Source organism: Agrilactobacillus fermenti (assembly GCF_047943045.1).
In the GTDB taxonomy this organism is placed as follows: Bacteria; Bacillota; Bacilli; order Lactobacillales; family Lactobacillaceae; genus Agrilactobacillus; species Agrilactobacillus fermenti.
On record NZ_CP181347.1, the window covers coordinates 1,317,517 to 1,338,491 of the forward strand.

Annotated in this window: 22 protein-coding genes; 20 read left to right on the top strand and 2 right to left on the bottom strand. The window is 39.4% G+C overall.

From position 1 onward, the window contains the following. Positions 1-29: 29 nt before the first annotated feature. The 4 genes from ACNAN0_RS06505 (at position 30) to ACNAN0_RS06520 (ending at position 3,871) form a co-directional block, all read left to right on the top strand. Positions 30-377 carry a hypothetical protein gene (locus ACNAN0_RS06505; protein WP_230913028.1) on the top strand — a complete coding sequence of 116 codons (348 nt, stop codon included), beginning with the start codon at positions 30-32 and terminating at the stop codon, positions 375-377. Positions 378-537: 160 nt separating this feature from the next. Then, positions 538-2,775, top strand: a complete 2,238-nt coding sequence (locus tag ACNAN0_RS06510) for a RelA/SpoT family protein (protein WP_230913029.1) — start codon at positions 538-540, stop codon at positions 2,773-2,775. A gap of 6 nt (positions 2,776-2,781) precedes the next feature. Continuing rightward, positions 2,782-3,228 carry a D-aminoacyl-tRNA deacylase gene (gene dtd, locus ACNAN0_RS06515; protein WP_230913030.1) on the top strand — a complete coding sequence of 149 codons (447 nt, stop codon included), beginning with the start codon at positions 2,782-2,784 and terminating at the stop codon, positions 3,226-3,228. 19 nt (positions 3,229-3,247) lie between these two features. Beyond that, entirely contained in the window at positions 3,248-3,871 is a 624-nt protein-coding gene (locus tag ACNAN0_RS06520; protein WP_230913031.1) for an HAD-IA family hydrolase, read from the top strand. A gap of 90 nt (positions 3,872-3,961) precedes the next feature. Here ACNAN0_RS06520 and ACNAN0_RS06525 read toward each other — a convergent pair whose 3' ends face one another. Then, positions 3,962-5,281 (bottom strand): N-acetylmuramoyl-L-alanine amidase, encoded by a 1,320-nt coding sequence (locus tag ACNAN0_RS06525; RefSeq protein WP_416352937.1) that lies wholly within the window; start codon positions 5,279-5,281, stop codon positions 3,962-3,964. A 410-nt stretch (positions 5,282-5,691) separates the two neighbouring features. Here ACNAN0_RS06525 and hisS point away from each other — a divergent pair, with 410 nt between their 5' ends. The 6 genes from hisS to ACNAN0_RS06555 all read left to right on the top strand — a co-directional run bounded on the left by hisS (position 5,692) and on the right by ACNAN0_RS06555 (position 11,804). Then, positions 5,692-6,990: a histidine--tRNA ligase gene (gene hisS / locus ACNAN0_RS06530; RefSeq protein ID WP_230913033.1), complete on the top strand. Its 1,299-nt coding sequence runs from the start codon at positions 5,692-5,694 to the stop codon at positions 6,988-6,990. Further along, the gene (gene aspS, locus ACNAN0_RS06535) at positions 6,991-8,766 is read left to right on the top strand and encodes an aspartate--tRNA ligase (RefSeq protein ID WP_230913034.1); all 1,776 of its coding nucleotides are present in this window, start codon (positions 6,991-6,993) and stop codon (positions 8,764-8,766) included. It abuts the gene before it with no gap. A 118-nt stretch (positions 8,767-8,884) separates the two neighbouring features. Further along, the gene (gene msrB / locus ACNAN0_RS06540) at positions 8,885-9,337 is read left to right on the top strand and encodes a peptide-methionine (R)-S-oxide reductase MsrB (RefSeq protein ID WP_230913035.1); all 453 of its coding nucleotides are present in this window, start codon (positions 8,885-8,887) and stop codon (positions 9,335-9,337) included. A gap of 25 nt (positions 9,338-9,362) precedes the next feature. Next, positions 9,363-9,887 carry a peptide-methionine (S)-S-oxide reductase MsrA gene (gene msrA / locus ACNAN0_RS06545; RefSeq protein WP_230913036.1) on the top strand — a complete coding sequence of 175 codons (525 nt, stop codon included), beginning with the start codon at positions 9,363-9,365 and terminating at the stop codon, positions 9,885-9,887. A gap of 136 nt (positions 9,888-10,023) precedes the next feature. Next, on the top strand, positions 10,024-10,899 hold the full coding sequence (locus tag ACNAN0_RS06550; RefSeq protein ID WP_230913037.1) for a YitT family protein: 876 nt from the start codon (positions 10,024-10,026) through the stop codon (positions 10,897-10,899). Positions 10,900-10,913: 14 nt separating this feature from the next. Further along, complete coding sequence (locus ACNAN0_RS06555; RefSeq protein WP_230913038.1) at positions 10,914-11,804, top strand: deoxyribonuclease IV; 891 nt, start codon at positions 10,914-10,916, stop codon at positions 11,802-11,804. Here ACNAN0_RS06555 and ACNAN0_RS06560 read toward each other — a convergent pair whose 3' ends face one another. After that, complete coding sequence (locus tag ACNAN0_RS06560; protein WP_269073857.1) at positions 11,805-12,641, bottom strand: pyruvate, water dikinase regulatory protein; 837 nt, start codon at positions 12,639-12,641, stop codon at positions 11,805-11,807. Between the two features lie 192 nt (positions 12,642-12,833). Between ACNAN0_RS06560 and rpsU the strand changes: the two genes are divergently transcribed. From rpsU to glyS, 10 genes are all read left to right on the top strand, one after another. Then, on the top strand, positions 12,834-13,010 hold the full coding sequence (gene rpsU, locus ACNAN0_RS06565; RefSeq protein WP_230913039.1) for a 30S ribosomal protein S21: 177 nt from the start codon (positions 12,834-12,836) through the stop codon (positions 13,008-13,010). Positions 13,011-13,028: 18 nt separating this feature from the next. After that, the gene (locus tag ACNAN0_RS06570) at positions 13,029-13,478 is read left to right on the top strand and encodes a GatB/YqeY domain-containing protein (protein ID WP_230913040.1); all 450 of its coding nucleotides are present in this window, start codon (positions 13,029-13,031) and stop codon (positions 13,476-13,478) included. A 135-nt stretch (positions 13,479-13,613) separates the two neighbouring features. Then, positions 13,614-14,600, top strand: a complete 987-nt coding sequence (locus ACNAN0_RS06575) for a PhoH family protein (RefSeq protein ID WP_416352938.1) — start codon at positions 13,614-13,616, stop codon at positions 14,598-14,600. Continuing rightward, positions 14,597-15,064 (top strand): rRNA maturation RNase YbeY, encoded by a 468-nt coding sequence (ybeY, locus tag ACNAN0_RS06580; protein WP_230913042.1) that lies wholly within the window; start codon positions 14,597-14,599, stop codon positions 15,062-15,064. The genes ACNAN0_RS06575 and ybeY overlap by 4 nt, the downstream gene beginning before the upstream one ends. After that, positions 15,048-15,455, top strand: a complete 408-nt coding sequence (locus ACNAN0_RS06585) for a diacylglycerol kinase family protein (protein WP_416352939.1) — start codon at positions 15,048-15,050, stop codon at positions 15,453-15,455. Before ybeY ends, ACNAN0_RS06585 begins: the two co-directional genes overlap by 17 nt. Positions 15,456-15,481: 26 nt before the next feature. Continuing rightward, on the top strand, positions 15,482-15,892 hold the full coding sequence (gene cdd, locus ACNAN0_RS06590) for a cytidine deaminase (RefSeq protein ID WP_230913044.1): 411 nt from the start codon (positions 15,482-15,484) through the stop codon (positions 15,890-15,892). Continuing rightward, positions 15,885-16,799 (top strand): GTPase Era, encoded by a 915-nt coding sequence (era, locus tag ACNAN0_RS06595; protein ID WP_416352940.1) that lies wholly within the window; start codon positions 15,885-15,887, stop codon positions 16,797-16,799. The genes cdd and era overlap by 8 nt, the downstream gene beginning before the upstream one ends. Before the next feature lie 2 nt (positions 16,800-16,801). Continuing rightward, a complete protein-coding gene (recO, locus tag ACNAN0_RS06600) occupies positions 16,802-17,608 on the top strand; it encodes a DNA repair protein RecO (protein WP_230913046.1) in 807 nt (268 codons plus the stop codon). Between the two features lie 284 nt (positions 17,609-17,892). Further along, on the top strand, positions 17,893-18,813 hold the full coding sequence (glyQ, locus tag ACNAN0_RS06605) for a glycine--tRNA ligase subunit alpha (RefSeq protein ID WP_230913047.1): 921 nt from the start codon (positions 17,893-17,895) through the stop codon (positions 18,811-18,813). Next, the gene (gene glyS, locus ACNAN0_RS06610; RefSeq protein WP_230913048.1) at positions 18,813-20,888 is read left to right on the top strand and encodes a glycine--tRNA ligase subunit beta; all 2,076 of its coding nucleotides are present in this window, start codon (positions 18,813-18,815) and stop codon (positions 20,886-20,888) included. The genes glyQ and glyS overlap by 1 nt, the downstream gene beginning before the upstream one ends. The last annotated feature ends 87 nt before the right edge of the window (positions 20,889-20,975 follow it).

The following is a 20,975-nucleotide window of genomic DNA, read 5'->3' on the forward strand; positions in this document are numbered from 1 at the left end:
GAAAAAGTTAGAAATGAATGGAACGAAATATGCAAAAAATAAAGATTTTAGTTCGTAAACGTCCAGTTTTTTATGGGCTTATTAGTTTGATATTAGCAGTGGTGGTCCCAATTCTTTGTACACTACTACATGTGCCCAAGGCAGTACGGATTCTGTGGTTATTTTTAGTAATCGATACTTTATTTTGTATTTGGGTGGGCTATGATATCCAGCGCACAAATCAACGATGGTGGTCAATGCTAATTTTCCCAATTATTTTTTTGATCTTCGCTTTTTTCAAATATAATGATTATGTCTATTGGCTTAGCGCTTTTTATTTAGGTATCACTTACCTGACGTTAGGGCTATATCAAAAAAATAAGCATACAACCAATTAAACAACTTTAAGCATTCAAAATTGCCTTTATAATTTATTTCCAATAAAATAGGCACTAGTATATGATAAGGCTGGCAAAGTGGACCGCTGGTTCTCTGTTCCAGTCTTTTTTATAATATCTTATGACAACTAAAATTAACGAACATATGGGGAGTGATCATATGGCTGAAGAAAAAGAATTAAGTCAAGATGAAGTTATGACAATCTGCAGTGAATATATGAATGAGGCACATTTACAATTCGTTAAAAAAGCCTATGATTTTGCGGCCTATGTTCATAAAGAACAAAAGCGTCAGTCAGGTGAGCCGTATATCATTCACCCTGTTCAAGTGGCAGGCATTTTAGCAGAACTCAAAATGGATCCTGAAACAGTAGCTTCTGGATATTTACATGATGTCGTTGAAGATACGAATATTACACTAGGTGATGTGGAAGAACTTTTTGGCCACGATGTCGCAGTCATCGTTGATGGCGTCACGAAACTTGGCAAAATAAAGTACAAGTCTCATCAGGAGCAATTGGCTGAAAATCACCGTAAGATGTTATTAGCGATGGCTAAGGATCTAAGAGTGATCATGGTAAAACTGGCGGATCGTTTGCACAATATGCGAACATTACAGCATTTACGCCCCGACAAACAACGTCGGATTGCCAATGAAACTCTAGAAATTTATGCCCCATTAGCGGATCGTTTAGGTATCAGTCGCATCAAGTGGGAACTTGAAGATATCTCCTTACGGTATCTCAATCCACAGCAATATTATCGCATCGTTCACTTGATGGCTTCAAAGCGAACGGAACGTGAAAAATATATTGCTTTGGCAATTGAAGATATTAAACATGCCATTGCCGATTTAGATATTCAATATGAAATTTATGGTCGTCCAAAGCATATTTATTCTATCTATAAAAAAATGCGCGATCAGCACAAGCAATTTGATGAATTATATGATTTGTTAGCGATCCGCGTAATTGTAAATTCAATTAGAGATTGTTATGCCGTTTTAGGTTCGATTCATACAAAATGGAAACCAATGCCTGGTCGCTTTAAAGACTATATTGCCATGCCCAAAGCCAATGGCTACCAATCTCTGCACACAACCGTCATTGGGCCACAAGGGAAGCCGTTAGAAGTTCAGATTCGGACCGAAGATATGCATCACATTGCTGAATTTGGGGTTGCCGCACATTGGGCCTATAAAGAGGGTATCAAAGATCCAGTTAACTTGGATAAGAACGGTCACAAATTAGATATTTTTCGTGAAATTTTAGAAATTCAGGATGAATCTAACGATGCTGCTGATTTTATGGAAAGTGTCAAAGGTGATATTTTTTCTGATCGTGTCTACGTTTTTACACCTCGCGGGGATGTTTATGAATTACCGAAAGGCTCGATTCCTTTGGACTTTGCCTATGTGGTTCATACTGAAGTTGGTAATCACACCATCGGCGCTAAAGTTAATGGCAAGATCGTCCCTTTAAATTACCAACTTAAGAATGGCGACATTGTTGAAATGCTGACAGCAGCTAATGCAGCGCCAAGTCGAGATTGGGTTTCTTTAGTGCACACTAGCCGGGCAAGAAATAAAATCAAGCGCTATTTCAAATTAGCTGATAAAGAAGTTAATATTGAAAAAGGGCGTGAAGCACTAGAAAAAGCATTAACAGATAAAGGCTTTTTACCAAAAAAATACCTAACCAAAGAAGCGATGACCAAAGTTTTAGCTCGCTTTAACTTTGGTACAGAAAATGAGCTACTTTCGGCTATTGGTTATGGTGAAATTTCACCACTGATCGTCACTAATCGGCTGACTGAATCGGATCGCAAAGAAAAAGAAGTAGAGGCTCAAAAGGCGCGAGAAAAAGAAGTCTTTGAAAGTAATCCAACTCATGGGAAAAATACGCATAAACCAGAGACAACCGAAAAGCGTTCGTCCACAAGCAGCAATGACAATATTATTATTCAAGGCGTAGACAATCTATTGGTTCATTTAGCAAAATGCTGTAACCCAGTACCCGGTGATGATATTGTCGGCTATGTAACTAAAGGCCGAGGTGTCACAATTCATCGTAGCGATTGTCCAAATATTCAAAATGCCAAGTCGATTCCTGGTAGATTGATTGACGTTTCTTGGCGAGATGGTTTCAACTCCAACCAGGCTTATAACACTGATCTAGAGATTTACGGTTATAATCGAAATGGCTTACTCAATGACGTCCTGCAGTCTTTAAACTCACAAACCAAGAATTTGAACAATGTAAACGGCCGTGTAGATCACAATAAAATGGCGAATATCCACGTAACCGTTGGTGTAAATAATTCAGCTCATCTTGAACGATTGATCGACAGCTTAAAAAATATTCCCGATATTTATGAAGTTAAACGGGCACAAGGGTGATAACGAATGAAAGTAATTTTACAACGGGTAAAATCAGCCCATGTCCGTATTGCGGACAAAATCGTTGGCGCTATTGATCAGGGTTTTTTATTATTAGTTGGGATTGAAGCCACAGACACACAAAAAGAGATTGACTATTTGGTGCATAAAATTGTCAACTTACGTGTCTTTACGGATAAAGCTGGTAAAATGAATTTACCAATTTCTGCAGTTGATGGCCAAATACTTTCGATTTCTCAATTTACGCTTTACGCCGATACGAAAAAAGGTAACCGGCCGAGCTACACTAATGCGGCGAGACCAGAGATTTCTGAACCAATTTATGATGCTTTCAACTTAGCCTTACAACGGGCAGGGCTGAAAGTAGCAACTGGTAAATTTGGTGCTGATATGGCCGTTTCGTTAGTTAACGACGGTCCTGTGACGATAATTTTTGATACAGATAATAAATAATAATGTTAGGGCGTTTTTCATGCAATTAGACAATTTTATTTGGGACTTTGATGGCACCTTATTTGATACTTATGGTCCAATTTTACAATCTTTTCAACAAGCTTTGAGTGATTTTGGGCTTCACTTTGACAAAAATGAACTTTATAAATTAATTAAAAAAGAATCGATTGGTTTTGCAATTGATCATTTTCACCAAGTATATGGCGTTGACAACAACGCTTTGAACAAGCATTACCACAAAATTGAATTTGAGCGTCAAAGTGCACCGAAACCTTTTGAAGATACAGTTGCTGTCATTAAAAGCGTGGTTAACGCAAATAAACAGAATTTTTTATACACTCATCGCGATAACCATGTGTTTGATTTTCTTGAAAACTATGACTTGAAAAATAAGTTTGTTGGCTGTGTGACGTCTGATGGTGACTTTCCACGAAAGCCAGATCCAAGTGCTTTAAATTATTTGATTCAAACTTACAATTTAGAGCCAACACGTACCGCAATGATTGGAGACCGTGCCATAGATGTGGTTGCCGGTAAAAATGCAAATATTCATACGATCTATTTTGATGTCGATCAATTTCATGATGACCATCATGCGGATGCAGTCGTTCAAAGATTACAACAGATCACTCAATATATCTAAATAATATCTAAAAAGCACACGCGCTCGAGAACAAATCGATGATTTGTCTAAAGCCTGTGTGCTTTATTAGTTCTACCTAATTTTGAAAAATCAATTACCGAAATATGCCGTTAATCCACGGTATATGTCATCAGCAACTGCTTCTTGATAACTTTCGGAAGTGATTTTAGCAAAATCTTTTGATGTATTAATATAGCCCATCTCTAGTAACACTGATGGCCGTTGATTATCTCGCAACACCTGAAAATCACCCAATCGGATGCCTTTGTTTGTCAATGGTAAATTACCAAAATTTTTATTTAACGTTGTTGCTAAGTCGTCATCTTTAGCTTTACGATAATAGTAAGTCGTAAAGCCACTGGCATCATTCTTTGCTTCTGAAGAGTCAAAATGAAAACTGATAAACGCATCAGCGTTGGCTTTATTCGCAATTTGCGGGCGTTCAGCCAATGAAACAAATTGGTCGGTACTTCGCGTTAAAATAACATTTGCCCCAGCTTCCCGTAGTTTTGAGGCTGTCATCTCAGCAACCTTTAGCGTATATGTTTTTTCAAACTTACCATTCGCTGAAACTGCACCGGAATCAGCACCGCCGTGACCAGGATCTAATACGATCGTAGCTGCGGACAAACGACTTGGTTTTTGGATCGGTATGATTTTAGCTCTTTCTGTTACGACCCAACTCGCCACATAACCAATCTTACCATCGGATGTTCGAGCTTGATACCAATTGCCACTCTGTTTAAGTAAAGTCAACGTCGTTTGTGCTGGTAGGACAGTGACAATGCTTGCCGCAGTATTAGGTTGCATTCTTAGCTTGGTATCAGCTTGATTGGTTACTAGTTCCATGGTGTTACTTAAATCAGCACTTTGATTTGTGGGGGCTGGTTGATTTTTATGAGCTTCATTTTGACTGATTTCACTAAGCTGACTGCTCTTTAGCCAACCAACAAGTTGACCATACTTGATTTGTGTCCAATCACCACTGTTGTACAAAATAGTCACCACACTGCCAGCTGGTGGTGTGGCCAATACTTGACCGTTCTCACTTGCTGTTTGAAATAAATCCACACCAGCCGTATTGATGCGACCACTTTTTGTACTTGAATTCAGACCGATTTCGGTATTATCCACTAACCAGCTCGCCACCCAACCAATTTTCGTTTCATCTAAGCGAATCTGGTACCAGCCATTTTTTTGACCGATCACGTCAAGCCGCTGTCCGGCTTTAACTTTCGACATCACGTCATATGAGAGACTTGGCCCGGTGCGGACGTTAACGATTGCAGCCTTAACTTGAATTTGATTTTGATCAGCTAATGCCACTGCCGATCCAGTTGCTAACAAGAGGCCAAAAACAATCAGAATAATATTAAAGTATTTTTTTAGAAGCTGTAGGCTTTGTTTCATAGTGATCTTTCCCATATACGTATTTAAAGTTCATACTATAATATATCAAACTGCCACCAGCAATCGTTCATTTTTAACAAATCACATAAAAATCTTAAAGACTTTTACAATTTCTGGGTTGACTTTTTACTGTAAAATGCGGTAATCTCAGAGGTAATTAATAAATAATAATGTGCTTTTGAGAAAGACAATACATAGGGTTAGTACAGAGAGATACGGTAGCTGAAAAGTATCATGGCCTTCTGACACTTTTGAATTAAGCTTGGTACGCGCCCGTTGGCAACAACGTTATCAATTTCAGTTGATTTTAACTAGGTGGTACCGTGCGCAAGCGCCCTTGTTCTTACAAGGGCGCTTTTTCTTTTGATTTTAATTTCTCAAATACACCATCTCTAGAAAGAAGGAACTTCATGAAATACCAACGTCCAAAGGGAACAGCCGACATTTTGCCGGGTGAATCCGAGAAATGGCAATATATTGAAGCCACTGCGCGTCAAATTTTTGATCGTTATCGTTTTGCTGAAATTCGCACACCTTTATTTGAAGCTTACGATGTTTTTTCGCGTAGTTCAGGCGAAACATCTGATATTGTGACAAAAGAAATGTACGATTTTGACGATAAGGGTGGCCGGCATATGGCTCTGCGTCCAGAGGGCACAGCTGGAGTGGTTCGCGCCTTTGTGGAAAACAAACTCTATGGTCCAGAATATAATAAACCTTATAAAGTTTATTATATGGGCCCAATGTTTCGCTATGAGCGACCTCAATCTGGACGGCAACGAGAATTTCATCAAATTGGGGTTGAAGCTTTTGGCGCTGAAAATCCGGCATTAGATGTTGAAATTATCGCAATGGCAGTTCAATTATTGCAAACCTTTGGTGTTAATGATCTTAAACTAGCCATTAATACCTTAGGTGATCCCGAAACACGCCAAAACTATCATCAAGCATTAGTTGATTTCTTAAGACCACATTTTGATGAATTAAGCGACGATTCCAAGGTCCGTCTTGAAAAAAATCCGCTTCGTGTTCTAGACAGTAAGGACCCTAAAGATAAAGCAATCGTTGCGAATGCACCATCAATTTTGGATTATTTGACAGCGGATGCGCAAAAACACTTCGAAACTGTCAAACAATTACTGACCGATTTAAAAATTAACTATGTCATCGATGCCAATATGGTTCGTGGATTAGATTATTATAATCATACGATTTTTGAAATTATGACGACTAGTCCTGCATTTGACAATAAAGAAACCACCGTTATTGCTGGCGGCCGCTATGACGGTTTAGTTAAAGAATTAGGCGGTCCCGAAACATCTGGCTTTGGTTTTGGATTAGGTGTCGAACGTTTGATTCTTTTGCTTGATGCCGCTAAAGCAGCAAAAATGAAACACGATTTAGATGTTTATATTGTTGGGCTAGGTTCGGATACATCAGACACGACTTTAGCTTTAGCCCAAGCCTTGCGCGCGCAAGGCTTCTCTGCAGACCGGGATTTCTTGAATCGTAAAGCCAAAGCTCAGTTTAAATCTGCCAATCGTAATAACGCCGCTGTAGTAATTACAATTGGCGATGAAGAGCTGGCTCAACAAACAGCACAAGTTAAAGATATGAAAACAGGACAACAAAAATCAGTTGCTATGGCAACATTGACCAACAACTTTAAGGGTGTTTATCAAGAATTTAGAGATAGTGAGGAAAAATAATTGAAAAAACGAACAAATTACGCGGGCTTAATTACTGAGTCGTACGTTGGTCAGACAGTCACATTATATGGTTGGGTGCAAAAGCGTCGTGATTTAGGCAATTTAATTTTTATTGACTTACGTGATCGTGAAGGTATCTTGCAGTTGGTTTTCAGCAAAGAGTTTTCAGAGACAGCTTTGGCAACTGCTGAAACATTACGAGCAGAATTTGTCATCGAAGCTGAGGGAAAAGTTGTGGCACGGGCAGAAAATGCTATCAACCCTAAAATGACCACTGGTAAAGTCGAAGTTGAAGTCAGCAATGTCAAGATTTTGAACAAATCTAAGACGCCGCCGTTTTATATTGAAGACGGCGTTGCCGCCTCAGAGGACCTTAAATTAAAATATCGTTATCTAGACTTACGCCGCCCAGAGATGTCTAAGGCAATTCGAACTCGGGCTCAAATCATGAAATCTGTCCATCACTTCTTTGATCGTCAAGATTTTATTGAAATTGAAACGCCTAATTTAACAAAATCAACCCCTGAAGGCGCACGAGACTACTTGGTCCCATCTCGGGTATATCCAGGAAGTTTCTTTGCTTTGCCACAATCACCACAGCTATTTAAACAATTGTTAATGAGCGCCGGCTTTGACCGCTACTATCAAATTGCCCGTTGCTTCCGGGATGAAGATTTGCGCGGTGATCGGCAACCAGAGTTTACCCAAATTGATATGGAAACCAGCTTTTTAGATGCAAAAGGCATTCAAGAATTGACTGAAGGCTTAATTGCTGAAATCATGCATGATGAGAAGGGCATTGATGTCAAACTGCCATTCCCACGGATGGATTGGGATGAAGCTATGGCACGTTTTGGTTCAGACAAGCCAGATACTCGTTTTGGGATGGAATTACAGGATCTCTCTGAATTGTTTAAGGATAGTGATTTCAAAGTCTTTAGTGGTGCTATCCAAAACGGAGGTCAAGTCAAAGCAATCGTGGTGCCAGATGCGGCTGATAAATATTCTCGTAAAGATATTGAAGCTCAGCAAGAGCACATCAAACGTTATGGTGCTAAGGGCTTGGCATTTGTAAAAGTAACAGCTGACGACCTAACTGGACCAGTAGCCAAATTCATCAAAGCACAACGCACCGAATTATTACAAACACTCGATGCCAAAGCTGGTGATTTAATTTTATTTGTCGCTGATACACGGAAAGTCGTTGCCGATAGCTTGGGCTATTTAAGATTACATTTTGCGCATGATTTGGATATGATCGACGAAACACAGTTCAACTTCTTATGGGTCGTTAATTGGCCACTATTTGAATATGATGAAGGTATTCATCGCTGGACAGCGGCACATCATCCATTTACAATGCCAAATGAGGCAGATCTGCACTACTTAGATGAAGGTGAAGACCCTCATAAAGCCCATGCCCAAAGTTATGATATCGTCTTAAATGGTTATGAATTGGGCGGCGGTTCGATTCGTATTCATACGCGGGAAGTTCAGGAAAAAATGTTGCGTGCTTTAGGCTTTACCAAAGAAAGAGCTGAAAGCCAATTTGGTTTCTTACTAGATGCCTTGAATTATGGTTTCCCACCACATGGCGGCTTAGCAATTGGTTTAGATCGCTTTGCCATGCTATTATCTGGCCGTGATAATATTCGTGATGTCATCGCCTTTCCAAAAAATTCCAAAGCCACTGAGCCAATGACAAATGCGCCAATGCCAGTTGCCGCAGAACAATTAGATGAATTAGGTATTGAAGTCGAAAAACCTTTAGACTAATTTAACTTTTTTGTAGTTAAAAAACTTAGTTCATAAAAGTGAACGTGTATTGCTTAGCTGAGCAATCTAATTGTGCAAAATTGAATATTCGGTATAATTGAATCTGGAGGTGTGGCTTATGTCTAACCAAGATACGGATCAAAAATCACTTGATCTAGCTAAATTAAAACAACGCTTAACCCCAGAACAGTACAATGTCACCCAACATGCAGCGACAGAGCGGCCATTTTCTGGTGAATATGATGACTTTTATGAACCTGGAATATACGTCGACGTTGTCAGCGGTGAACCATTGTTTTCATCACTGGATAAATATGATGCTGGTTGCGGTTGGCCATCATTTACCAAACCAATTGCTAAATTGAAAGAAAAGCGTGACCGTTCTTTTCTAATGGAACGTACCGAAGTCCGCAGTCAAGAGGCAGATTCTCATTTAGGCCATGTTTTTACGGACGGTCCTCAAGATAAAGGCGGCCTACGCTACTGTATCAATTCAGCTGCCCTACGTTTTGTGCCCAAATCAGAGTTACAAACACAGGGGTACGGTGCTTACTTAAAATTATTTGACTAATTCCGAATCAGAAAGCGTGATATTAATGACAGTTGAAAAAGCAATTTTTGCTGGCGGGTGTTTTTGGTGTATGGTTCAACCATTTGATACCCAGCCAGGCGTGATCTCAGTTGTTTCTGGCTATACCGGTGGGCATGTTGCCAATCCGACATACGAACAAGTATTAACACACAAAACTGGTCATACTGAGGCCGTTGAGATCACATTCGATAATGATGTCATGAGTTATGAAGATCTAGTTAATATTTACTGGCAAGTTACTGACCCTACTGATGCCATGGGGCAATTTCAAGACCGTGGTGATAATTATCGCCCTGTTATTTTTGTAAACTCGTCTGAGCAACGGACTATCGCCGAAAAGTCTAAAGCCGCTCTTGCTGCTAGTGGGCGCTTTGATAAACCAATCGTAACTCAAATCGAAACTGCTAAACCATTTTATCCAGCTGAGACCTACCACCAAGATTTTTATAAGAAAGATCCTAGCCGGTATGCCTTAGAAGAAGCCGGTGGCCGGGCACAATTTATCAAAAGCCATTGGCACAAAAATTAAAAGCTGACCTTTAATTTTTATGAAATTAAACAGCTAAAAAGGACAGGGCAATCTTATTGCAAACCTGTCCTTTTTTTAGTTATATGATAAAATCTAATTTATTCAAACTCAAAGGAAAATGAGGCAAAATTAATTCATGATAGAATTAGATCGAATTGTCCGGCGCCATCAGAATTTTAGTAGAGCAACGAGTGCTTTTTTCTACGCACTATCCGTTGCGTTTGCGCTTAATTTCTTTTGGGAGCCGGGCGGAATTTATGCATCAGGGATTACCGGTGCAGCTCAATTGGTGGCGACGATTACCAAACACTGGGCAGTACCCTTATCAACACCGGTGATGTTAACTGTTTTAAATGCACCGCTATTTATCTTAGCTTGGCGAAAAATTGGCCATCATTTTACAATATTTACGATGCTATCTGTTATTTTATCTAGTATATTGATCAAGGTAATTGTTGTTAAGACAGTGATCAATGATCCAATTATCTGTGCTATTTTTGGAGCTATTTTTAATGGTATCGGCACCGGTTTAGCTTTGCGTAATGGTATCTCAACCGGGGGCTTAGATATCTTGGGCATCACGTTGCGTAAAAAAACAGGTCGAAGTGTGGGCACAATTAATATCGCCTTTAATGTCATGATACTGATTGCTGCGGGCTTTGTTTACAGCTGGCCCCATGCTTTTTACAGCGCTCTAGGTATTTTCATCAATGGTCGTGTGATCGACATGCTCTACACTCGAGATCGGCGTTTGCAAGTTATGATCGTGACCAGTCGGCCCAAAGCAGTCATTACGCAAATTCAAAATGAGATGCCCCGGGGGATCACCATTGTTCACGATGCAGAAGGGGCGTATAAACATCAAGAAAAAACCATTTTATTTACCGTCATTTCTCAGTTTGAGATCTACGATTTGGAGAACGCCATGAAACTGGCGGATGAGCATGCTTTTGTTAGTATTACCAGTGCCGTTAAGATTATCGGCCGTTTTTATGAACCAAAACAAGAATAATTGGAGGTATGAAAATGATCATTGGCTCACATGTTTCTATGAAAGGCAAAGAAATGCTTCTCGGATCCGCGCAAGAGGCAGCAGGTTACCATGCGGATACCATGATGGTCTATACTGGTGCGCCGCAAAATACACGTCGAAAGGCCATTTCAGAAATGAATATTCCAGCTGGTCAGGCCTATATGGCGGCACACAATATTCAATCTGTCGTTGTTCATGCGCCTTATATTATCAACTTAGGAAACACGGTCAAGCCGCAAAATTACGGCTTTGCCGTTGAATTTATGCGTCAGGAGGTTGCTCGCGCTGATGCTTTGGGTGCGACTCAAATGGCTTTCCATCCAGGCGCTCATCTTGGCAAGGGTGCTGCTGTCGCAATTAAGCAGATCAGCAAGGGTTTAAATGAAATTATTACTAAGGATCAAAAGGTACATATTGCTATTGAAACAATGGCTGGTAAAGGTACTGAAGTTGGACGGACCTTCGAGGAAATCGCGGCCATTATTGATGGCGTTACTGAAAGCGAAAAAATTAGTGTGACTTTTGATACTTGTCACACTAATGATGCTGGTTATGATATTCGATCCGATTTTGATGGTGTTTTAAATGAATTCGATCATATTATCGGCTTAGATAAATTGCAGTTGCTTCATCTTAACGACTCTAAAAATCCACAAGGCTCTCATAAAGATCGACATGCCAATATTGGTTTCGGCACCATTGGGTTTGAGGCACTCAGTTACGTCGCCCATCATCCACAGCTGCAAGATCGTCCGATGATTCTAGAAACACCGTACGTCGGGCCTGATAAAAAACATCAATGGCCGCCTTATGGCTTTGAGATTGCGATGTTACGCCAAAATGAATTTGACCCTGACTTGCTAACTAAAATCCAAGCTCAATAACTACTTAGAGGTCTTATAGTCATAATCTTCTAAATTCAAAGCCTCCATGATGATGGTTGCTGTTTCCTCGATAGATCGATGCGCGACGTTGATGACCATACAGCCCAACTTTTTGTATAGTTTATTGGCATATTCAAGCTCTTCCCGAATTTGATCCATATTAGAATAAGTCGTATCTGGATTCAAACCATAAGCAATCATGCGCTCACGCCGAATATTATTTAATACTGTCGGGTCATTGGTTAAGCCAATGATCTTTTTTGGATCTACTTTCCACAATTCATCGGGAATATGGGCTTGAGGTACAAGTGGCAGGTTGGCAACCTTGATGTTGCGATTAGCTAAGAAAAGCGATAATGGTGTCTTAGAAGTCCGCGATACCCCTAGTAAAACCACATCGGCCTCCAAAAAACCTTTGGGATCTTTACCATCATCATACATAACGGCAAACTCCATTGCCGAAATGCGATCAAAATATTTTTCATTAAGGTGGTGCACCGCACCAGCTTCATGCGACTGCTTTAAACCAGTACGGTGAGCGACTTCGCTGATCAAAGGACCAATATAATCAATCTGAACCAAACCATTTTGTTCTGCATAATTAGCAATGATCTCACTTAGCCCCTCAGTCGCTAATGTGTGCAGAACAATGGCATGGTCACTTTTGGCTTGTTCCAAGACACGCATCAATTTTTCTTGAGTATGGACAAAAGGAAAACGACAATAGATCGGTTTAATATCTGGAAATTGGGCCATTGCAGCCTGTGCTAAGTTAAAAGCTGTCTCCCCAACGGAATCAGAAATTAAATATAAAATCACTTTTTGCTGTATTGCCATAAAAACGCCTCCATCATTCATATATTAAAATATTAGCATATTTTGCCGGAAATACTTAATTTTTAACCGCTAATGAAAAATAACTGATAATCTTTGTTGACCGACGATATTTCATTAGATATAATGATTGAGAACGGTTTGCATAACTCTTTTTGCACAGCGTTACACTCAATTGGAGGGAGGGATTTTCAAATGTCAAAAACAGTCGTTCATAAAAACGAATCTTTAGATGATGCTCTTCGTCGCTTCAAGCGTTCTGTGTCCAAAAGCGGCACACTCCAAGAATACCGCAAAAGGGAGTTTTACGAAAAACCAAGTGTTCGTCGTAAATTAAAATCAGAAGCTGCCCGCAAGCGTAAAAAATACTAGGATTAAGGAAATGATCCTTTGAGTTTATTACAACAATTAAACGAAGACATGAAGACTGCAATGAAAGCCAAAGACAAAGATCGTTTAGCTGTGATCCGGATGTTGAAAACCGCGGTTACTAATGAACAGATTAAACTTGGCCAAGATTTATCTGAAGCCGATGAACTTGCAGTCTTGTCTAGAGAATTAAAGCAGCGTAAAGAATCTCTGGCTGATTTTCAAAAAGCCAATCGTGACGATTTAATTGAACATGTTAATCATGAAATTGAAGTCGTTGAAGGTTACATGCCCAAACAATTAACTGAAGCAGAGATCAAAGATCTTGTCGATCAAACAATCCAAAAAGTACACGCTACTTCTACTAAAGACTTTGGAAAAGTAATGGGTGCATTAATGCCTCAAGTTAAGGGTAAAGCTGATGGCGGTCAGGTTAATGAGATTGTCAAAACTACTTTAACAAATTTATAGACAATCATTAGACGATCAGGAATGAGTCAAACTCAATTCTTGATCGTTTTTTAATTTAACGGTGTCTTGAATAACCGCCCATTCAAGTTAAATTATGTTATGATACTTGTATAAACTTTTGAAGGAGCTTATGTATTGACAGAAACGGTGAATACAGAAAAAGCATTTACAATTAACGATGCCAACCAAATTGTGAGCTTACTAGGTGTAAATGACCAGTATCTTCAATTGATTGAAGAGGGTTTGGATGTTGTGCTGCATCCATTTGGCTCAACTATTAAAATCACAGGTTCAGCAAAAGCCGTCACAGATGCTTATGCTGTTTTAGATAATTTATATCAATTACTGACCAAAGGCATTAGTATTAGCAGTGCTGATGTGGTTAGTGCTTTAAAAATGGTCACGAAGGGAACGTTAGAATATTTTCAAGACTTCTATAATCAAGAAATCATTCGCGATGCCAAACACCGACCTATACGTGTTAAAAATATGGGGCAGCGCCGTTATGTGGCTGCCATTGACCATAATGACGTTACTTTTGGAATTGGTCCAGCCGGAACTGGTAAGACCTATATTGCCGTTGCAAAAGCCGTTCAGGCGCTTAAAAAGGGGAAGGTCCAGCGTTTAGTATTAACTCGACCAGCTGTGGAAGCTGGGGAAAATCTTGGTTTTCTTCCAGGGGATTTAAAAGAAAAAGTTGATCCTTATCTAAGGCCTGTTTATGATGCCTTATACAATATAATGGGTACAGAACAAACCAATCGCCTTGTTGATCGCGGTGTGATCGAAATTGCACCATTGGCCTATATGCGTGGTCGGACTCTAGAAGAAGCTTTCGTAATTCTTGACGAAGCTCAGAATACAACCCGCGCACAAATGAAAATGTTCCTGACACGTCTAGGCTTTGATTCAAAGATGGTCATTAATGGTGATATTACCCAAATAGATTTACCCAACAATCAAAGAAGTGGCTTGATCGATGCCCAACGAATTTTAAAAAACATTACGCATATTCAGTTTGTAAACTTTACCGCTAACGATGTGGTCCGTCATCCCGTTGTCGCAAGTATTATTGACGCCTATGCCAAATTAGATAATTTAAAATCAGGAGAAAATGCATGAACTTAGAGATTTACGATGAAGCAAAACTTTTGACGGCAGAAGAAACTAAGATCGTTCGTGACCTGATCGACTTGGCTGCCAACAAACTTGAACTGGCAGAAGATACTGAGATGTCTATCACATTCATGACACCTCAAGAAATTCAGGCAATTAACCGAAAGTATCGTCAAGTCGATCGCCCCACAGATGTGATTAGTTTCGCCATTGAAGATGAAGATGATGGTATCGAAGCCTTAGAATCCGAACTAGGAGTTCCAAGAAATATTGGTGATTTGATGATTGCCCCAGAAATTGCGAAAGAACATGCACAACAATACGGTCATAGTTATCATCGTGAATTAGGATACACTGTCGTGCACGGCTTCTTACACTTAAATGGTTACGATCACATACAGCCCGAAGATGAGCGCAAAATGATTGCACGCCAAGAGGAGATTTTGGAGAGTTATGGTCTCACACGATAAACCCCATAAACCTCAAACTGATAAAAATCACACGTTTTGGCAATCACTGAAACATGCCACTCGTGGGGTACATTTTGCAATTGCTCATGAAAAAAATCTTAGACGTGACGTCAGTTTTACAATTATTGTTTTTGTTGTGGCTTATTTATTAAAATTATCTCGGTACAACTTCCTTTGGTTAGCACTCATGGTATTTTTGGTCATCCAAGCTGAACTTTGGAACAGTGTTGCCGAATATTTAGTCGATCTAACCACGAAACATCAATATGATTACCTAGCAAAGATCATCAAGGATCTTTCTGCCGGAATCGTTTTATTAACAGCTACTTTTGCCACGGTTATTGGTGCAATAATCTTTATCCCAGCGTTGTGGCATCTATTTTTTGCTTGAACATTGTCTGCATAGGAGCTAGAATATTGGACTCAAACTCAATAATAAATGTTTTATTTAATGCGGCTGACACAACTTTACAGCATGCTTATATACCCTATTCTCATTTTCCAGTTGCAGCAGCTTTAAGAACGCCAGAGGGTAAAATTTTCAGTGGTTGTAATGTTGAAAATGCTTCTTATGGTTTAACAATTTGTGCTGAACGAAATGCTATTTTTTCGGCTGTCAGCCAAGGGTATCAAGTCTTTGATGACCTTTTAATTTTAAGCCGATCCGTCAAACCTATGCCTTGTGGTGCATGTCGACAAGTTATGGCTGAATTCATGGCACCAACAGCAAAAATATATGTCGCTACTCAAGACAAGCAATTAATTACCTATACACTAACTGAACTATTACCTTATAGTTTTAAAAAGGAGCATTTAAACCATGACTGAAACTCAGTCTACTTTCCACTCAGGTTTCGTAGCCATTCTCGGTCGACCGAACGTTGGCAAATCTACTTTGATGAATCGTGTCATTGGCGAAAAAATTGCAATCATGTCGGATAAAGCTCAGACAACGCGAAATAAAATTAACGGCATTTATACCGATCAAACAGCCCAAATTGTTTTTGTCGATACCCCCGGTATTCACAAACCCAAGAATGACCTTGATGCATATATGGATGATGCGGCTTTATCAACACTTAAAGAGGTTGATGCGATTTTATTTATGGTTGCCGCTGATGATAAAATTGGCCCCGGCGACAAGTACATTATGAATCTTTTAAAAGATGTTAAAACACCGGTATATTTAGTGATCAATAAAATCGACCTCGTCCATCCAGATCAACTACCAGACATCTTGCATGGGTATACCGAAATTTTGAATTTTGAAGACGTATTCCCAATCTCAGCAACATTGGGCAATAACGTTGACACTTTATTAGCTAATTTAAAAACTCATTTGCCAGTTGGCCCTAAATATTATCCTGAAGATCAATTGACTGATCATCCAGAATATTTTATCGTTGCTGAATTGATTCGGGAAGCTGTTTTACACTTAACCCGAGATGAGATTCCACACTCAGTGGCTGTCATTTTAGAATCAATGAACCAAAGACTCAATAATAAACTTCAAGTTGAAGCAACAATTTATGTTGAGCGCGATAGTCAAAAGGGCATTGTAATCGGTAAGGGCGGTAAAATGCTCAAACAAATCGGTATCAATGCACGTCGGGAAATTGAAACATTAGTGGGTGAAAAAATCAATCTTAAGTTATGGGTCAAAGTTCAAAAAAATTGGCGCGATGATCCTTTATTTCTACAACGTTCAGGCTACAACTTGAAAGAGTTTAAGTAGTTATGTCTACACATGGTATTGAAGAATTTAGAGGCGTTGTTTTTTATCGTCACGATTATCGTGAAAAAGACCTATTAGTCAAAATCTTCACAGACCGTTTTGGTAAAAAAACATTCTTGATTCGTGGCGGAAAAAAGCCAAGAAATCGGCTTAAATCAGCCTTATTGCCATTTACAACAAGTACTTATATTGGTGATATCAGAGACGGCTTATCCTTTATCAATTCTGCCAAAGACACGAAAACTTTTTGGACGATTACGAATGATATTCGTCTAAATGCTTATGCAACTTATATTTTAAGTTTAGTTGACAAAGCATTTATAGATGGAGAATCTTTAAATGAGTGGTTTGATAAATCCTTGATGGCTTTAAGTTTGATTGATGATGCCCTGGATCCAGAAATTATTACTCACATTGTTGAAGTCCAATTGTTACGTAATTTTGGCGTACAACCACACCTGGAAAGTTGTGTCATTTGTCAACGGACTGATCGCCCCTATGATTATTCTGAAACATACGGTGGACTATTATGTGATCAGCATTGGCATTTAGATACGCATCGTTTCCATGCCAGTCAGCGTGCCATTTATTTTTTACGCCTATTTTCAGCAATTTCTTTAGAGCGAATCAATTCTATTAAAATCAAAGCAACCACAAAAAGTGAGCTTAAACGTATCATCGATCAAATTTATAGTGATACAGTAGGTATTTATTTAAAAAGTAAGCAATTTATTGACGACATGGATCAATGGACTACAAAATTACAACCACCTGATCAAACAACAAACTCAGATAATCCTGAAAATTAATTGACTTTGAATTTAAAAATTTGTAATATTATTTTGTACATGTTAGTAATTATGAGCTTTGACAGTGATGAAAAGAGAATCTACGAATTGAATTTCAGTGAGTGTGGCCTGGTGCGAACCACATATTCGACGTAGTTTCTGGCGTTTCGGAGTCAAATTAATCAAGTGCAGGTTCATTAGAATCTGAAATAGGGTGGAACCGCGATTTCATCGTCCCTATACTGGTATTTATATTTATCAGTATAGGGTTTTTTACTGTAAAAATTTAAAAAGGAGCCAAGTACATGACTAATAAAATGACAGTTCAAGAGATTGTCTTGACGTTACAAAAGTTCTGGAGCAGCAAAGGCTGTATGTTAATGCAAGCCTATGACACCGAGAAGGGGGCCGGTACCATGAGTCCTTATACGTTTCTGCGTGCCATTGGACCCGAGCCTTGGAATGCAGCCTATGTAGAACCATCTAGAAGACCTGCAGATGGCCGTTATGGTGAAAATCCAAATCGCTTATATCAACATCATCAATTTCAAGTTGTGATGAAACCATCACCTGAAGCAATCCAAGAATACTATTTAGATAGTCTTCGAGAACTAGGTATTGAACCCCTAGAGCATGACATCCGTTTTGTTGAAGATAATTGGGAGAACCCTTCTATGGGCTGTGCTGGTGTTGGTTGGGAAGTTTGGTTGGATGGCATGGAAGTCACTCAGTTTACTTATTTTCAAGTCGTTGGTGGCTTAGATGTTAAGCCAGTAACTTCAGAAATCACTTATGGTCTAGAACGCTTAGCCTCCTATATTCAAAATGTTAACTCTGTATTTGACCTAGAGTGGGGCGATGGTGTGCTTTATGGCGATATCTTTAAAGAGCCTGAGTATGAGCACTCTAAATATTCTTTTGAAGAAAGCAACCAAGCGATGCTCTTAAAATTTTTTGATGCTTATGAAACTGAAGCTAAACGTCTGATTAACCTCGGGCTTGTTCATCCAGCCTATGATTATGTCCTCAAATGTAGTCATACGTTTAATCTTTTAGATGCACGCGGTGCTGTTTCAGTTACTGAACGTGCCGGCTACTTGGCGCGCATTCGGAATATGGCTCACGCCATCGCGAAAGCTTTTGTAGCGGAACGTGAAAAGCGCGGATTCCCGTTACTGAAACATGCTAATGAAGCTAAAGAAAATTCAAAGGAGGCTGCAAAATAATGGCCAAAGATTTTCTCATCGAAATCGGACTTGAAGAAATGCCTGCACATGTGGTGACCCCAAGCATCGATCAATTTGCAGAACGTGTTCAGGATTTTTTGAATGATCAGCAAATCGAATTTAAAGCAATTCAAAAATTTTCAACGCCACGACGATTAGCCCTGCTCATTAGTCAAATGGCTGAACAGCAAAAAGATACCCACGAATCTTTGCGTGGTCCCGCAAAAGCAATTGCTCAAGATGAAGCTGGTAATTGGACAAAACCTGCCCAAGGGTTTGCCCGTGGTCAAGGAGCCAGCGTCGATGACCTTTCCTTTAAAGATGTCAAAGGTAAAACTTATGTGTTTTTAGAAAAGAATGTGAAGGGTGCACCAACGGCAGAGATTTTACCTAAATTAAAGACTGTCATCATGTCAATGACATTTCCAACGCGCATGCATTGGGGGAATTATGACTTTGAATATATTCGACCAATTCATTGGCTGGTTGCATTATTTGACAATGAGATTATTCCCTTCGAAATTTTGGATATCAAAACTGGTCGAAAAAGTCAAGGCCACCGCTTTTTAGGCAACTCGGTTACAATTCAACGTGCAGCAGACTATGAAACCGAATTGAAAAAAGAATTTGTGATTGCCAATGCCACCGACCGCAAACAATTGATTCGTGAACAAATCGAAGAAATCGCCAATGATCATCATTGGGTTGTTGACTTAGATGAAGACCTTTTAGAAGAAGTTAATAATTTAGTTGAGTATCCTACTGCTTTTGCTGGTCAATTTGATGAAAAATATTTGGACATTCCTGAAGAAGTCTTGATCACCTCAATGAAAGATAATCAGCGCTATTTTTACGTACGTGACCAATCAGGCACGTTACAACCTGATTTTTTAAGCGTTAGAAATGGGAACAAAGCACACTTAGATAATGTCATTGCTGGGAATGAAAAAGTTCTTGTTGCTCGTCTAGAAGATGCGCAATTCTTTTATGATGAGGATCAAAAGAAATCTATCGCTGATTACGTTGCCCAACTTAAAAATGTTTCTTTCCATGATAAGATTGGTTCAATGTATGAAAAAATGGTTCGTGTGCGTCATATCGCTGCCTTTCTGGGGCAACATTTCGATTTAACAGCTAAAGAGCTTAAAGATTTAGATCGGGCTGCTCAAATATACAAATTTGACTTGGTCACACAAATGGTGGGCGAATTTCCAGAACTTCAAGGTGTCATGGGCGAAAAATACGCCCTTCTACAAGGTGAAAGCCCGGCAGTCGCAACCGCAATCCGGGAACATTATCTACCAACTTCTGCCGAGGGTGCTTTACCGAAGACAAATGTTGGCGCTGTATTATCCATTGCCGATAAGTTGGACAGCATCTTAAGCTTCTTTGCAGTGGCCATGATTCCAAGTGGTTCAAATGATCCATATGCGTTACGTCGACAAGCTTTTGGTATTGTCCGTATTTTAGAGGCAAAACAATGGCATTTCCCATTGGACGAATTCCAAGCAGAAATTGCCCAAGCCTTGACTGAAAAGACAAGTCAACAACATTTAAATCTTAGCGCTCACCAAGATGATGTAAAGAACTTCATTATTGATCGCGTGAAGCAATGGCTGTCTACCCATGATGAATCCTATGATTTGATTGATACAGTCGTTCAAAATCGCAATAGTGATATTGCAGACATGTTCCAAGCTACCAAAATTCTACAGCAGCATCGGCAGGATTCAACTTTCAAAGCTACCATGGAAGCATTAACTCGGGTGATGCGGCTTGCAAGCAAGGCAGAGCCATCAAAAGACTTAACGGTTGATCCTGAGTTATTCGAAAACCCATCTGAAACAGCATTATATGAAGCCGTTGAAAAAATTCGCCACTCATTATCATCTAGATCAATGGAATCAGTTTATGAAGCTCTACAAAGCTTAAAACCATTAATCGAAAATTATTTTGAAGAAAATATGGTCATGGCTGATGATCCAAAGATTCGGCAAAATCGATTAAACCAGCTGATGATTGTCAGTCAGCTTGCCCGTACTTTTGGCGATCTAAACCAATTAATCATTAAATAAACGTCAAGCTTGCAATTCATCACTATACGTTGTATGATATAGCGGTATTATTATAGAGTTTATTAAGTCGCATTCAACTTTGTATGC

Excerpts from the sequence above, each read along its gene's own strand:
- rpsU (WP_230913039.1), top strand. The coding sequence starts at position 12,834 with ATGTCAAAAACAGTCGTTCATAAAAACGAATCTTTAGATGATGCTCTT.
- ACNAN0_RS06550 (WP_230913037.1), top strand. The coding sequence starts at position 10,024 with ATGATAGAATTAGATCGAATTGTCCGGCGCCATCAGAATTTTAGTAGA.
- recO (WP_230913046.1), top strand. The coding sequence starts at position 16,802 with ATGTCTACACATGGTATTGAAGAATTTAGAGGCGTTGTTTTTTATCGT.
- ACNAN0_RS06560 (WP_269073857.1), bottom strand. The coding sequence starts at position 12,641 with ATGGCAATACAGCAAAAAGTGATTTTATATTTAATTTCTGATTCCGTT.
- ACNAN0_RS06505 (WP_230913028.1), top strand. The coding sequence starts at position 30 with ATGCAAAAAATAAAGATTTTAGTTCGTAAACGTCCAGTTTTTTATGGG.
- msrA (WP_230913036.1), top strand. The coding sequence starts at position 9,363 with ATGACAGTTGAAAAAGCAATTTTTGCTGGCGGGTGTTTTTGGTGTATG.
- dtd (WP_230913030.1), top strand. The coding sequence starts at position 2,782 with ATGAAAGTAATTTTACAACGGGTAAAATCAGCCCATGTCCGTATTGCG.
- ACNAN0_RS06585 (WP_416352939.1), top strand. The coding sequence starts at position 15,048 with ATGGTCTCACACGATAAACCCCATAAACCTCAAACTGATAAAAATCAC.
- ybeY (WP_230913042.1), top strand. The coding sequence starts at position 14,597 with ATGAACTTAGAGATTTACGATGAAGCAAAACTTTTGACGGCAGAAGAA.
- ACNAN0_RS06555 (WP_230913038.1), top strand. The coding sequence starts at position 10,914 with ATGATCATTGGCTCACATGTTTCTATGAAAGGCAAAGAAATGCTTCTC.
- ACNAN0_RS06520 (WP_230913031.1), top strand. The coding sequence starts at position 3,248 with ATGCAATTAGACAATTTTATTTGGGACTTTGATGGCACCTTATTTGAT.
- glyS (WP_230913048.1), top strand. The coding sequence starts at position 18,813 with ATGGCCAAAGATTTTCTCATCGAAATCGGACTTGAAGAAATGCCTGCA.
- glyQ (WP_230913047.1), top strand. The coding sequence starts at position 17,893 with ATGACTAATAAAATGACAGTTCAAGAGATTGTCTTGACGTTACAAAAG.
- ACNAN0_RS06510 (WP_230913029.1), top strand. The coding sequence starts at position 538 with ATGGCTGAAGAAAAAGAATTAAGTCAAGATGAAGTTATGACAATCTGC.
- era (WP_416352940.1), top strand. The coding sequence starts at position 15,885 with ATGACTGAAACTCAGTCTACTTTCCACTCAGGTTTCGTAGCCATTCTC.
- msrB (WP_230913035.1), top strand. The coding sequence starts at position 8,885 with ATGTCTAACCAAGATACGGATCAAAAATCACTTGATCTAGCTAAATTA.
- ACNAN0_RS06525 (WP_416352937.1), bottom strand. The coding sequence starts at position 5,281 with ATGAAACAAAGCCTACAGCTTCTAAAAAAATACTTTAATATTATTCTG.
- hisS (WP_230913033.1), top strand. The coding sequence starts at position 5,692 with ATGAAATACCAACGTCCAAAGGGAACAGCCGACATTTTGCCGGGTGAA.